The sequence below is a fragment of the Acinetobacter indicus CIP 110367 genome (assembly GCF_000488255.1).
GTDB lineage: Bacteria > Pseudomonadota > Gammaproteobacteria > Pseudomonadales > Moraxellaceae > Acinetobacter > Acinetobacter indicus.
Genome location: NZ_KI530745.1, coordinates 38,911 through 53,236, shown reverse-complemented (window position 1 = coordinate 53,236; position 14,326 = coordinate 38,911). Strand labels below are relative to the sequence as shown.

General features: G+C 48.2%; 14 protein-coding genes. 5 read left to right on the top strand and 9 right to left on the bottom strand.

The window, feature by feature from the left end:
• Window positions 1-82: 82 nt before the first annotated feature.
• The 6 genes from P253_RS00275 to otsB form a co-directional block, all read right to left on the bottom strand.
• Window positions 83-763, bottom strand: a complete 681-nt coding sequence (locus tag P253_RS00275; protein WP_016659828.1) for a glycosyltransferase family 2 protein — start codon at window positions 761-763, stop codon at window positions 83-85.
• Window positions 760-1,374 carry an SAM-dependent methyltransferase gene (locus P253_RS00270; RefSeq protein ID WP_016659827.1) on the bottom strand — a complete coding sequence of 205 codons (615 nt, stop codon included), beginning with the start codon at window positions 1,372-1,374 and terminating at the stop codon, window positions 760-762. Before P253_RS00270 ends, P253_RS00275 begins: the two co-directional genes overlap by 4 nt.
• Entirely contained in the window at window positions 1,355-2,149 is a 795-nt protein-coding gene (locus P253_RS00265; RefSeq protein WP_016659826.1) for a PIG-L deacetylase family protein, read from the bottom strand. The genes P253_RS00270 and P253_RS00265 overlap by 20 nt, the downstream gene beginning before the upstream one ends.
• The gene (locus P253_RS00260) at window positions 2,137-3,114 is read right to left on the bottom strand and encodes a hypothetical protein (RefSeq protein ID WP_016659825.1); all 978 of its coding nucleotides are present in this window, start codon (window positions 3,112-3,114) and stop codon (window positions 2,137-2,139) included. Before P253_RS00260 ends, P253_RS00265 begins: the two co-directional genes overlap by 13 nt.
• 193 nt (window positions 3,115-3,307) lie before the next feature.
• Entirely contained in the window at window positions 3,308-4,738 is a 1,431-nt protein-coding gene (locus P253_RS00255) for an alpha,alpha-trehalose-phosphate synthase (UDP-forming) (RefSeq protein ID WP_016659824.1), read from the bottom strand.
• Window positions 4,689-5,528 (bottom strand): trehalose-phosphatase, encoded by an 840-nt coding sequence (gene otsB, locus P253_RS00250; RefSeq protein ID WP_016659823.1) that lies wholly within the window; start codon window positions 5,526-5,528, stop codon window positions 4,689-4,691. Before otsB ends, P253_RS00255 begins: the two co-directional genes overlap by 50 nt.
• A 274-nt stretch (window positions 5,529-5,802) precedes the next feature.
• On the opposite strand from otsB, the gene mutM reads away from it, so the two are divergent.
• A complete protein-coding gene (gene mutM, locus P253_RS00245) occupies window positions 5,803-6,663 on the top strand; it encodes a bifunctional DNA-formamidopyrimidine glycosylase/DNA-(apurinic or apyrimidinic site) lyase (protein ID WP_016659822.1) in 861 nt (286 codons plus the stop codon).
• A 5-nt stretch (window positions 6,664-6,668) separates the two neighbouring features.
• On the top strand, window positions 6,669-6,953 hold the full coding sequence (locus P253_RS00240) for a peptidylprolyl isomerase (protein ID WP_005175832.1): 285 nt from the start codon (window positions 6,669-6,671) through the stop codon (window positions 6,951-6,953).
• Between the two features lie 113 nt (window positions 6,954-7,066).
• Here the strand turns inward: P253_RS00240 and mscL are convergent, their stop codons facing one another.
• Window positions 7,067-7,504, bottom strand: coding sequence for a large conductance mechanosensitive channel protein MscL (mscL, locus tag P253_RS00235; protein ID WP_016659821.1), 438 nt, complete (start codon window positions 7,502-7,504; stop codon window positions 7,067-7,069).
• A 175-nt stretch (window positions 7,505-7,679) separates the two neighbouring features.
• Entirely contained in the window at window positions 7,680-9,512 is a 1,833-nt protein-coding gene (gene typA, locus P253_RS00230) for a translational GTPase TypA (protein WP_005175828.1), read from the bottom strand.
• Window positions 9,513-9,685: 173 nt separating this feature from the next.
• Here typA and P253_RS00225 point away from each other — a divergent pair, with 173 nt between their 5' ends.
• The 3 genes from P253_RS00225 (at window position 9,686) to P253_RS00215 (ending at window position 13,619) form a co-directional block, all read left to right on the top strand.
• On the top strand, window positions 9,686-11,056 hold the full coding sequence (locus P253_RS00225; RefSeq protein ID WP_016659820.1) for a uracil-xanthine permease family protein: 1,371 nt from the start codon (window positions 9,686-9,688) through the stop codon (window positions 11,054-11,056).
• A 65-nt stretch (window positions 11,057-11,121) separates the two neighbouring features.
• Window positions 11,122-12,156 carry a class I SAM-dependent methyltransferase gene (locus tag P253_RS00220; protein WP_016659819.1) on the top strand — a complete coding sequence of 345 codons (1,035 nt, stop codon included), beginning with the start codon at window positions 11,122-11,124 and terminating at the stop codon, window positions 12,154-12,156.
• Window positions 12,156-13,619, top strand: a complete 1,464-nt coding sequence (locus P253_RS00215; protein ID WP_005175817.1) for an amino acid permease — start codon at window positions 12,156-12,158, stop codon at window positions 13,617-13,619. The genes P253_RS00220 and P253_RS00215 overlap by 1 nt, the downstream gene beginning before the upstream one ends.
• Window positions 13,620-13,698: 79 nt before the next feature.
• Here P253_RS00215 and P253_RS00210 read toward each other — a convergent pair whose 3' ends face one another.
• Window positions 13,699-14,229, bottom strand: a complete 531-nt coding sequence (locus tag P253_RS00210) for a hypothetical protein (protein ID WP_035362888.1) — start codon at window positions 14,227-14,229, stop codon at window positions 13,699-13,701.
• Window positions 14,230-14,326: the final 97 nt, after the last annotated feature.

Here is a 14,326-nt window from a genome sequence, read left to right as displayed (position 1 = left end):
TGTAACCGAATTAAACTGTGGGGTTGATCAAAATACGCTGTGTTTTTGTCAGCCCGATGACAGCCATTTTTTGCACGATCGATCACACTTCAGACGCAGCGCGACAAGCCTGTTCCAGCCGGTTCAAATAGGCGGCAAAACCATCACTGACCCGGCTGTCCAGACGACTGCTGGTGGTGACCCGTACCTGGTTGCTCCAGACAATCGGCAGGTTTAAGCACTGCATCTGCTTGACCAGCTGCACATCTTCATGACAGCTGCTGGCCTGAAAACCACCGGCTTTTAAATAGGCCGCAGCAGAAAAACTGAGATTGGCCCCATGCACATGCCGATGGTCCATTTTATCCTGATAATGGCGCAGATATTTCTGCCGGGCGGCCGCAGATAAAGGCGACCAGTCTTTAATTTCAACCACGCCACAAATCAGTGCTGCCGGCTGATGGGCATATTGTGCAGATAACCACTGCGCATCAACCTGGGTATCGGCATCGGTACAGGCAATCCAGTCAGCACCTTTGGCAATCATGGCGCGCACGCCCAAATCCCGTGCCTTACCAACACAGCGTACTTCACAACACAAGTAGTCGATTCCGGCCTGTTGTACAATTTCAACAGACTGATCATCACAACTGTCCAGCACCACCAGCACCTTTACTTCAGACACAACGGGCGGTAATTGTGCAATGGCCTGCTGAATAGCCGCCAGACAGGCGCCCAGCGTTTCGGCTTCGTTATAGGCAGGCACCACCACCGCCATCCTCATTTCAGTCCCTCCCGCGCAGCCACAGATTGTGCATCTTGAGTCCAGAGATCGAGCAGAAAATCCGGATCATTCATCTGCAAATAATGATGCAGTGCCAGTTGTTGCCTTAAACAGGCATGTACCTGATCGCCATTCAGCTCAAAGCCTGCAATCGGGTAACGCCAGTGACAGGCCAGCAGCGTACCGTCTGCACTTAAACACTGCTGCAGCTGCTGCATTAGCTGCACTAATTCGGCCGGACGCAGGTAATAGGCCACTTCACTGAGAATAATCAGATCAAATAGACTATCATTTTCCAGCGCCAGATGGGTTTCAGGGACACGTTGTTGCCGCACCTGCACATGCGCAAACCTCGCCAGACGGGCCTGTGCCAGTTCAACCGCACGACGGTTGGCATCTACACAGATGAGCTGCTGACAACGCGGAGCCAGCAATTCACTGAAGATGCCATTGCTGCAGCCAATTTCCAGTACCCGCTGAAACCGCGCCTGCGGCAAGGCCGCCAGACACAGCTGCCGTTTACGCTGCTCATACCAGCGCTGCTGATAGTGCCAGGGATCATCATTGTCCTGATACAGCTGGTCAAAATAGTCATCCGTGTTCAGTCGCATCAATATAGACCTCGTACGGGATTAAGAGTCGTGAAATAGTTTTTGCCGATAAAATTGGCGGCTGGTGAATAGTATCATCAGCCTTGATCTGGGTTTTAAAACACTGAATCGCTTGCTGTTTTAAGGCCAGCTGCTGCGCGGTTAAATGGATTTTTCGTGCCTGTGCCCAGGGAATCCGTGCATCTGCCGGTATGGCCCAATGCCAGGCCCAAATCAGCACCTGATAACAGCGCTGCCGGTGCTGTCTGGCCCAGTGCTGCACCACCCGTCCGGTGGCTTCATGATCGGGATGGCCATCTTGAGCGAAGGTGGTCACCAGAATATCCTCAGGCTGCACCCAGTTTTGTAGCTGCTGCAACAGTTCGGATTCAGCCTGCATCACCTGGCCATCTGCAATGTTCAGGGCAATGCGCTGGACCTTATGTTCCAGTCCCAGCACCGCCAAGGCATTCAGACTTTCTTGTGGCCGCAGCACATTCAGCTGCTCAACGCTATAACGTTTTGACCGAGGATGGCTGCCGGTACCATTGGTTACTGCAACCAGCAGCAGTTCACGCCCTGCCGCGGCCAGTTGCTGCATCAGACCCGCACAACCGAGAATTTCATCATCGGGATGTGGCGCGAAAATTAGTACCCGGCCACGCTCAGGAAAGTGCTGCGTCAGATTCAAATCCGGCAGCCCGGTCAGTCCGGACCAATTGAGCCACTGCGCCTGATCGGTACCGCTACCATAGATTTTCCGGTCACCGACTACCGGATCGATCAGAGTTGCCATGTTTGCCCCTCCTGTAGCGATAAGCGGCCAATTGCAGCCAGATCAAAAGCAGCATGACTCTGGCGCAAAAATACCGGCAAGTCGGCAGCCAACCGGGCAAAATGTGCCTGCTCGCAAAAAGGTCGTGCGCCTAGCGCTTTTCCGACCTTTTCCAGTACCAATAGCGCAGTATCCTCAACTTGGGCGCGTAACATCCGGATGATCAGTTCATGGCTGTGTGCCGGCGCTGCATCTATCTGGGCAGCCACATGGGTAAAAAACTGTCGTGTCACGGCCAGTCGGGTACTGACTTCGCCCAAATACAATTCATGATAGGCATGGGTTTTCTGCTGCACATGCTGCTGTAAATATTCAGCCAGACGTACTGTAGCACCATACCAGCAGGCCGCAACACCGGCTGCACCATGCCAGAAGCCCGACCGATTCAGATAATCTCCGGGTTGTGCAATGCGTGTGGCTGGAGTGTGCTGAAAATGAACAGTTGCTGTGGCCGTCTGCTGCATACCGATGGCTTGCCAACTGCTATCATCTACTTGGATTGAAGGCTGCTGCATCTCGACCATCAATAATTGTGACTGGCCATCTGCACCGCGATAAGTCATTAAACCAAAATCCACCGCATATGCCGCCGAGCACCAAGCCTTATAACCGGAACAATAGCCCTGCTCATACTGTACAGGTTGTGGATGGCCTTCCGCGGCCCAGACTGCCCACCAGCCCGCCGGAACGGACTGAATCTGTAGTTCGTTTAAAATACTCAGCGCATCGAAATGTGATTCCAGCCATTTCACCAAAGTTAAATCGGTGGCCGCAACTTTGGCCAGCAGTTGCCAGCGCAGCAGGGTTTGCCCCCTGCCCGGATGAGGAAATTCAGGTGATACTGCCAGCAAACGGCGTAGTGTGGTGACGTAATCTTCGGCGGTAGGCGCTGTCTGCTGTTCAAATTCAGCCAGAATCTGGTCCATAGTGGTTCTATATTCCAAATATATAATTGTTCTCAATCTATCCGGTTGTCATCATTGCCAGCACAGTGACCACAAGCGGGCATGAGTAGCCAAACTTGCAGTCACGGTACGGCGATGTTGATGTTTTTAACTGATGACCCTGTTTAGATTTAGCACGTGGCTGGGCAGATAAATATTGAAAATTGTTAACGTATTAGTGAATCACCGGCGAGACCTGGGCGCGAAGCGGCATCTTGTAGTGATACAGGAAGCTGTTATGGCGCAGATCATTTAAGAAAGTAGTACGCCAGTCGACAATATCAAATTTTTTCAGACCATCCATTAAGCGACTGTAACGCTGTATCCGCTCTGCTCGCGGCATCTCCAGTGCCTGTTTCAGGGCTCGCGTCATGGCCTCGCGGTCATGTGGATTCACAATTAGTGCATCCGGCATCTGGTCTGCGGCACCGGCTTTATCGGACAGAATCAGCACGCCCGGATTATCGGCATCCTGAGCGGCAATATATTCTTTGGCCACCAAATTCATACCGTCTTTTAACGAAGTGACCCAGCAAATATCCGACTGGCGGTAAATTTTCATCAGCACTTCATGTGCCAAGGTCTGATGACTGCAATTCACCGGCAACCAGTCTGCTGTAGCATATTGGCTGTTAATGGCGGCAATCTGGTCTTCTAAACGCTGGTACAGGCGCTGATAGGCGGGAATATCCATGCGGCATGGACAGGCAATTTGCAGGTCCACCACCTGCTGGTGATATTCAGGATAAGAAGCCAGGAAATGGGCAAAAGCATCAAAACGTTCTAGCAGCCCTTTGGAATAATCAATCCGGTCAACGCCGATAATAGTTTTTTGTTGGGCCAGGGAGTCAAAATCAAAGATATCTTGGGTGCTCGTTAAGGGCTGAGCGGCCGCGTGCTGGATGAGGTCTGGATTCACCCCGATGGGGTAACTCTTCATCATGGTCAGCTTATTCTGATAACGCAGGATATAAGGATGAATTTCCTCACCACTGAGCATGGTCTGGCAAATGCGCATACATTGCTGCTGATCGCGCTGGGTTTGCAGTCCAACTACATCATATTCACACAGGTCTTGCAGTAAACGTGATGCCACCGGAATTTCCCGCCACACCGCTTCATGGGCAAAAGGAATATGCAGGAAAAAACCAATCTTGTTATGCATGCCTAACTGGCGGCAATGCCGGGCGATACTGAAAAAATGATAGTCATGCACCCAGATCACATCATCCGGCTCAGCAATCGCCTGTAGCTGTTCGGCAAACATGCGATTGACTTCCTGATAAGTCAGATATTCGTCTGTGGAGTATTCAATTAAATCGCTGCGATCATGCATGGCCGGCCACAAGGCATTGTTGGCAAAGCCACAGTAATATTGCTGGTACTGCTGTTCAGTTAAGGGGCTGGTCAGATATTCCACACCCTGATGCTGCACCGAGTCGAATTTCAGCTGGGAAAATTGCTCGACTCTTTCACCATTCCAGCCCACCCAGACCCCGCCAATATCATGCAGTGCATCTTGCATGGCCACCGCCAGACCACCTGCGGCTTTTTTTTCAGGATTCGGTAAACTGACCCGATTGGATAACACGATTAGCTTTGACATTTTTACCCTCACATCCTCTTTTGATGGTCATTGCTCCTGTTTCGCAATGTATTTTTATTAAATGCAGCAACTCCGCCACCGCTTGGGTATTGGCCAGCCGATAGCGGGCCAGTGTCTCGCCTTCACCAACTTTAATACTCAAACCCTGATGCTGATTGACCACGGCAAATCCATCTTCATCCGTCACATCATCACCAATAAAAATGGGAAAAGTGCTGTTTTCTGGCATTGCTTCCAGTAAGCGACTAATTGCAAAACCTTTACTCGCTTGCTGAGGCAAAAGCTCGACCACACACTTGCCCTGCTTGAGCTTAAGTTGAGGATAACGCACTTGCAGCACCGCCATAATCTGCTGTGCAACCGGCGCAAGCTCTGGATATTCCCGGTAGTGCAGGGCTACCGAAAACTGCTTATCCTCAATACGTAAATTCGGGTAGGCGCGACAGGCCTGACTCAGGTCTGCCCGGAGCTGCTTATAATTAATATGACTTAAATCAAGTTGTAATTTCTTTGTACTATTCCACCAAATTTGTAATCCATGTAACTCAGCAATCGGCAGCGGTAACTGCTGTAACAGCTGTCTGGCCATCTCAATGGAACGGCCAGTAACCACACTCACCGGAATCCCCAACTGCAATAATTCGGCCAGGGTGTTTAAAGTCGAGGTGGGAATAAAACTGTGCTGCGGGTCAAGCTGAAAATCGGCCAGAGTGCCGTCTAAATCGAGAAACAGATTCAATTGACGTTGCTGCTGCTGACAGATCTCGATGATGTGTTGCGGCGTATGCATGTTGCTCCTCATCTGGATAACTCATTTTTGTTTTGCCCTATCTTGGCGTTTTTTTGTGGGCGGCATGTGATTTTCAACATTAATGATGTGCAGGCTTACATTTTTTTACCTGGACGCTGAATCGCTTTTATTTTTCTGTGAATGTTCAGTTTGAGCCGCAAGACTGATCCGGCTGCGCGGTACGGCAATTCACTTTATAATGCAGCCTTGCTCTGTCTTGTATTTTTCAAGATTCAACCCGATATTAGCTGCATCCTCATGCCGAAGCCTGCCCATGCCTGAATTACCTGAAGTTGAAACCACCAAAACCAGTTTATTACCGCTGCTAGAACAGCGTGTGCACGCCGTGCAGGTACGCCAGTCCAGCTTACGCTGGCCAATTCCAGACGATCTACACAAACTGGTCGGGCAAAAACTACTGAACCTGACCCGTCGCTCCAAATATATTCTGGCCCAGTTTGAACAGGACAGCATGCTGTGGCATCTGGGCATGTCCGGCAGCTTCCGCCTATGTGAGCCCGAGGCCGAACTGCGCAAACATGATCATCTGATTATCCAGTTTGATGATATTCAGCTGCGCTACCACGACCCGCGCCGTTTTGGCTGTATTCTCTGGCTAGATGAAAACTCGCAAAGCAAACTGATTGATACGCTCGGGCCTGAACCTTTAAGTGATGCTTTCAATGCTCACTATCTGGCCGATAAACTGAAAAACAAAAATGTCGGCATTAAAATTGCAATCATGGATAACCATGTGGTGGTGGGCGTGGGCAATATTTACGCCACAGAAAGTCTGTTTAATCTGGGCATTCACCCGGCACAACCGGCGTCGAGCTTAAGTCTGGAACAGATTGAACAGCTGACCCTGGAGATCAAGCGGATTTTAAAACAGGCCATTGATTTGGGTGGATCGACCTTACGCGACTATAGCAATGCCATGGGCGAAAATGGCTATTTTCAGCAAACCCTGCTGGCCTATGGTCGTGCCGGTGAAATGTGTGTCAACTGTGAAACCACACTGGAAAATCTCAAGCTTGGTCAGCGCGCCTCAGTGTTTTGCCCGGAGTGTCAACCGCTGAAGAAAGTCAAACTGGCTCGTCCTAAAACCAGCAAGCCAAAACATACAGCGAGGTAATACCCATGAAAACGGCCATCGTCCGTCATATTCTGGTAAAAGATAAAGATACTGCCGAGCAGCTGAAAAAGAAGCTGCAAGCAGGTGCAGACTTTGCCAAAATTGCCAAACAGTATTCCACCTGCAACTCAGCCAAACGTGGCGGCGAACTCGGTGAAGTGAAAAAAGGCCAACTGGTCCCAGTGATTGATAAACTGGTCTTTACGGCTGCTGAACGGGTGTTGCATGGTCCGGTCAAAAGCCAGTTTGGTTTTCATTTGGTGGAAATTAAATTCCGGATGGATTTTTAATCCCTCTAAATCCCCCTTTGGCAAAGGGGGACTTCTCCTCTCTTTATTAAAGGGAGGTTGGGAGGGATTCTATAAAAAAACGGCGCCTTTGCGCCGTTTTCTTTTGCTTTCAATTACGCCTGCGGACGTTTTTTCAATTCGTCACGAATTTCACGCAGTAATTCGATATCTTCTGGAGTTGCTGCCGGTTCTGGCTCTGCTTCCTGCTTACGGCGCATTTTGTTCATCAGTTTCACCAACCAGAACACCACCCAGGCCAATAACAGGAAGTTAATGAAGATGGTCAGGAAATTACCATAATGGAAAATGTTCAGACCGGCTTCCTGGGCTGCAGCCAGGGTTTGCACATTGTTCGGGTTATCGCCCAGAATCAGGAATTTATTGGTGAAGTCGACCTCACCCCCTAAAATCCATGAAATCAGCGGCATGATCACGTCTTTTACCAGTGAATCAATAATCTTACCGAATGCACCACCAATGATGACACCAACTGCCAGGTCCATCATGTTGCCTTTAATAGCAAACTCTCTAAATTCTTTTAAAATGCTCATATGCGCTCCAGAATATATCTTTATTTATGTGATGAAGTATACATAATTACTAGGATTTGATTTCTGCTTAATGTACGCTTTTTTCAATTATTTCCCAGTAGTTTTAGAACATTTAATACAAAAAAAAACCGCCAAGTGGACCTGGCGGTTTCTTTTTTCGTCTTAATTTTTAAAATTAAGATTTGTTACGCTTACGTTCGTTTTCAGTCAGGTAACGCTTACGGATACGGATTGACTTCGGCGTTACTTCAACCAGCTCGTCGTCTTCAATGAATTCAAGTGCTTGTTCAAGTGTGAATTCAATTGCAGGAACCAGAGTTAACGCATCATCCGTACCAGATGCACGTACGTTGGTTAACTGTTTCGCTTTGGTTGGGTTCACCACCATATCATCTGAACGAGAGTTAATACCCACGATCATACCTTCGTAAACTTCTAACTGAGGTTTAGCGAATAGACGGCCACGGTCTTGCAAGCTGAACAGTGCATAGCCCAAGCAAGTCCCTTGAACCATAGAAATCAGTACACCGTTTTGACGTTTTGCTACAGAACCCTGTTTCATTGGACCGTAGTGCGAGAAGCTAGAGGTCATGATACCGGTACCAGACGTCATGGTCATGAATTCAGAACGGAAACCAATCAGGCCACGTGAAGGAACAGTTGCTTCAATACGGATACGGCCTTTACCATCCACTTCCATATTGGTCATCTCACCTTTACGGTTACCCATTTGTTCCATCACAGCGCCTTGGTGCTGTTCTTCAACGTCAAAAGTCACGTTTTCGTACGGTTCTTGCATTTCGCCATCAATCTCTTTCAAGATCACTTGCGGACGAGATACACCCATCTCGAAACCTTCACGACGCATGTTTTCAATCAGAACTGACAGGTGAAGTTCACCACGGCCAGACACTTTGAAACGGTCAGGACTGTCAGTATCTTCAACGCGCAGTGCAACGTTGTGAATCAATTCGCGGTCTAGACGTTCACGGATGTTACGTGAGGTCACGAACTTACCTTCTTTACCCGCGAACGGCGAGTTGTTGACCTGGAATGTCATCGATACGGTTGGTTCGTCTACAGAAAGCGGTGGTAATGCTTCAACATTTTTCGGATCACAGATGGTGTCAGAAATATGCAGCTCGTCCATACCGGTTACACATACGATGTCACCCGCAGATGCAGAATCTACATCAATACGCTCTAAACCGTGGTAACCCATGATTTTTAAGATACGGCCGTTACGTGTTTTACCGTCTTTGTCGATGACAGTGACAGGTGTGTTCAGTTTTACAGAACCACGCTGGATACGACCAACACCGATTACACCCACGAAGCTGTTATAGTCAAGTGAAGATACTTGCATTTGGAATGGACCATCAACATCAACTGCTGGTGGTTCAACAATGTCTACGATGGTTTCGAACAACGGTGTCATGTCTTCAGCCAGTTCTTCTGGAGATGGACCAGCAACACCACGTAAACCAGACGCATATACCACCGGGAAGTCTAGCTGCTCGTCAGTACCACCCAGGTTGTCGAACAAATCGAATACCTGGTCAATCACCCAGTCAGGACGCGCGTTTGGCTTGTCGACCTTGTTGATGATCACGATTGGCTTCAAACCACGTGCGAACGCTTTTTGCGTTACGAAACGGGTTTGTGGCATTGGACCTTCTTGTGAGTCAACCAGAAGAAGTACGCAATCCACCATCGACATGACACGTTCAACTTCACCACCGAAGTCGGCGTGTCCCGGGGTATCCACGATGTTGATACGGTATTCAGTATCGGTACGTTTATCTAACCATTTGATTGCAGTGTTTTTTGCAAGAATGGTAATACCACGTTCACTTTCAATAGCGCCTGAATCCATGACACGCTCAATCTCGCCCGCTCGTTCACCGAGAGCACCTGATTGTTGTAAAAGTTTATCTACAAGAGTGGTTTTACCGTGGTCAACGTGCGCGATAATCGCGATGTTGCGGAGAGTTTTAATATCTGACATGTAAATTCGATACGCTTTAAATTTGAGGGCAAATTATACAGAAAAATACTCTCATTTAGTAGTGACACTTTATTGACAATCGAACTTTTTTCGACAGAAGCGACGATTTAAAGTTTGTAAAGACGTGTAACTCGATTAGAATACCGCCACCTAGCCTAATTTGCTTTTGACTTATGTCTGAATTTAATTCATCTCCTGATCAAAAACCGCAACTGGATTTGGTCTATGGTCTGAATGACCGTCCTAAACCGTTTATTGCTTTTCTTGCTGCCTTCCAACACTTATTGGCCATTATTGTCCCGATTGTGACACCAGGTCTGTTGATCTGTCTGGCCTTGGGTGTTTCCAAAGAAGACACCAACATGATTTTATCGATGTCTTTGGTGATTTCGGGGATTGCAACCTTCCTGCAAGCTAAAAAAGTAGGTCCTTTTGGTGCCGGACTGTTAATTGTTCAGGGCACCAGCTTTAACTTTATTGGCCCAATCATCGGGATTGGTTCTGCAATGGTCGCAGCAGGTACACCAGTTGAGTCGGTTATGGCTGCTATTTTTGGTGTGGTGATTGCCGGTTCATTTATCGAGATGGGTGTTTCACAAATTCTGCCATGGGTTAAAAAACTGATTACCCCGCTGGTGACCGGGATTGTGGTCCTGCTGATTGGTTTAACCTTAATTAAAGAAGGTTTAATCAGTATGGGCGGTGGCTATCAGGCCATGTCGGACAAGACTTTCGCCAATGCCGATAACCTGATCATGTCTTGTACCGTTTTAGCGTTAATCATTATCCTGAACCGGATTAATGTGACCTGGATTAAAAGCTCCGCCATCCTGATTGCCCTGATCGTGGGTTATATTGTGGCTGGTTTTATGGGTCATCTGGACTTCTCTGGTCTGCAGGAAGCGCCACTGGTACAAGTGCCAACTCCAATGCACTTTGGTCTGGAATTCTCCTGGAGCCTGTTCATTCCAATGGCCTTTATTTACCTGGTCACGTCTTTAGAAGCGATTGGTGACATCACTGCAACCTCAAAACTGTCGAACCAGCCTGTGGATGGTCCAAAATGGATGGAGCGTATTAAAGGTGGCGTACTGGTCAATGGTGCCAATTCATTCCTGGCCGGTATCTTTAACACCTTCCCAAGCTCGGTATTTGCACAAAACAATGGTGTGATTCAGTTAACCGGTGTGGCTAGCCGTTATGTGGGGATCTGGATTGCCGCGATGCTGGTGATTTTAGGTTTATTACCAGCCGTTGCTGGCGTGATTCAGGCGGTGCCTCAAGCCGTTCTGGGTGGTGCAGTGATGGTCATGTTTGGTGCGGTAGCCGCATCGGGAATTAACATTTTATCGGGTATTCATCTGGATCGTCGTGCCCTGCTGATCATTGCCATTTCTCTGGCACTGGGTTTAGGCGTTGCACAAGTGCCACAAATTCTGGAGCATCTGCCAGAATTATTCCGTAATATCTTTAGCTCAGGTGTTGCGACCGGCGGTATTGCAGCGCTGATTCTGAATATTGTATTACCTGAAACCAAGAAGTAATTTCATGTCCAGAAAACACTGTCTGAGCCGGACTTGGACAGTGTTTTTCTATTGGAGAGCGACTCATGGATGCTAAAAGCGAAGTGCTATTACGACAATATGATTATTTATCAGGTCGTGTGTTACTGATCAATGCGCCTACAGACCAGCTGTTCGCTGAATTCGGTGAATCGGTCCAGCCTTTTTTCTGGACATGGAATTTTAACGATTACCACTATTTTCAGAACCAGACTGCCCCCGTTCATTTTGGTGCCGACTTTCCAGAAGGCGAATTTGATCAGGCGGTTATTTTTGTGCCGAAATCCAAAGAACTGCTGAATTATGTGCTGCACAATGTTGCCGCCCATCTGCAAACCGGCAGCAGTGTTTTTCTGGTCGGTGAGAAAAAAGGCGGCGTCGAACGTGCGGCCAAACAGCTACAGCCTTATGGTAAAGCCTTAAAACTCGACAGTGCCCGTCATTGCCAACTCTGGCAATTAACACTAGACTGCAGCGTCGAGAAAAAAGCACTGGCCGACTGGGCGCAGCGTTATACTGTAGCGACGCCGAAAGGCGATCTACAGATTTGTGCCCTGCCAGGTGTGTTCAGCCAGAACCGGCTTGATATCGGTACAGCGGTCTTCCTGCCTTATTTAAGCCAAGTGCCATCGGGTAAAATTGCCGATTTTGGTTGTGGCGCCGGCATTATCAGTGCCTATCTGGCCAAGCTGAATCCAGATAACCGTATCTTCGCGCTGGATGTAGATGCTTTTGCACTTGCTTCAACCCAAATGACTTTTGAGCACAACCAGCTCAATCCGCAGCAGCTTGAGATTAAAGCCGTCAGTGGCATTGAAGATGCACCGCTGTTTTTGCATGCCATTGTCAGCAATCCGCCTTTTCATCAGGGGATTCAGACCGACTATGATGCCAGCGAAAAACTGTGTAAAACTGCGCGCCGCCACCTGAAATCGGGTGGTGAACTGTGGATTGTGGCCAACCGCTTTTTAAATTATCCCCTGTTGATTGAACAGAGTTTTGGCCAGTGTACGGTCAAGGCAGATCAACAAGGTTTTAAAGTGCTGTTCGCGAGCACTCAAAAAAATGTTAAGGAAGTATGATGAGCGAGACTCAACACAGCCGACAGCTGCAGCGTAAGCTTGGTGCTCGCCACTTAAATATGATCGCCATTGGCGGATCGATCGGGACCGGTTTATTCCTGGCCTCCGGTGCGACCATTGCCAATGCCGGTCCGGGTGGTGCATTACTGGCCTATGCCCTGATTGGCGTCATGATCTATTTCTTGATGACCAGCTTGGGCGAATTGGCGACCCACAATCCGACCTCAGGTGCATTCTTTACCTATGGCAGCAAATATGTTGAAGGTGGTTTTGGTTTCGCGCTAGGCTGGAACTACTGGTATAACTGGGCCATTACCGTGGCATTTGAACTGGTTGCGGTACAGTTCATCATGAAGTTCTGGTTCCCGGATATTCCCGGTTTCTACTGGAGTGCCCTGTTCCTGACCGTGGTGTTTGCGATTAATGCCCTGACAGTCAAAGGCTTTGGTGAGTCCGAGTTCTTCTTCTCTTTAGTCAAAGTGCTTGCGATTATCATCTTTATTATTATTGGTCTGGTCATGATCGCCAAGATCATGATGACCCCGGATGTTGCAACTTTTGGTAACTGGAGCCAAGGTGAAGCACCCTTTGTCGGTGGTTTATCAGCCCTGATTGGTGTGGCGATGATTGCCGGTTTCTCCTTCCAGGGCACAGAAATGGTCGGCGTGGCTGCAGGTGAATCCAAAGATCCACAGAAAACTATTCCGATTGCAATCAAACAGATTTTCTGGCGTATCCTGTTGTTCTATATCGTGTGTATTTTCATTATCGGCACCCTGATTGCTTATGATGATCCACGATTACTCCAGGCCGCTGCAACAGATGATGTGGCACTGTCACCGTTTACCTTACTGTATGAACAGGCCGGTTTTGCCTTTGCAGCCAGCGTCATGAATGCAGTCATTCTAACGGCGATCCTGTCTGCGGGTAACTCAGGCATGTATTCATCTACGCGTATGCTGTTTGATATGGCACGTAAAGGCAGTGCACCAAAAGCCTTTGCCCGCCTTGATCCACGTGGCGTACCGATGAATGCGCTGTATGCCACTACAGCCATTGCTGCATTATGTTTCTTGACCACCTTTATTGGTGAAGAACAGGTCTTTAACTGGCTACTAAATATGTCAGGCATGTGTGGCTTTATTGTCTGGCTGGGTATTGCGGTTTCTCATTATCGTTTCCGCAAAGGCTATCTTGCTCAGGGCTATAAACTTGAAGATCTGGCGTATCGTGCCAAGTTCTTCCCGTTCGCACCATGGTTTGCCTTCACTTTATGTGCGATTGTGGTCTTGGGCCAGAACTATCAGGCGGTACTTGATGGTGAGTGGCTGGCTGTGCTTTCCACCTATATCGGGATTTTATTGTTCCTGGCCATCTGGTTAGGCTATAAATGGAAATACAAAACCAAGCTGATTCCTTATCAGCAGATGGATGTCCAGCCGATGAAGATCGACCGTGAATAATTGATTCAGCTTTCTTTAAAAGCACGAAACAAAAAAGCAGTCCAAGTGACTGCTTTTTTATGATCTCGATAAATGTGGCTTAGCTATAACGCATCACAAAATTTCGGTCATCAATCACAATGGCCTGACGGCAAATGCCCTCTGCCTGACGCTGCTGTTCAAAAACCTGTGCTGGCATTGCATCAAAGCTGTCAAAGAAACAGATCTCTTCTGCATCCATCGAATAGATTAAGGAATGATTCCCCACGCCTTCTAGCGTGTCATAGAACACAATCACAAAGCGGCCCTGCTCAACACATGTCTGCAAAGCGCTATAGCTGAGTGCCGGCTGTAGCGGAATCTGTAATTGCTGCGCTTCCTGATAACACAACACTTCCGTCGGGTGCTGGTGCGGATCAGGATCGGTATGAAAGCTCACCTCAAGCCCCAGCTTTTTCAACCCCACTGCTAGCGCAATTCCGAAAGTGCCATCTTCATTATTATGCCGGCACAGCTGGACCAGATCGGCAATTTCCAGATCAATCCCATAGTGCTGAAAAATCTTCCAAATAGCAAAAATACCACCATTGGCTTCAAGTTGAAGGAGTTGATCCGGAATTTCTGTGCTCATAATCCATCTTACCCAGACTGCGGGATTTTTAAGGCAATAAAATTCCATTATAAAAAAAAACGACTCCGAAGAGTCGTTTTTTCTAAGGTCTACTCAA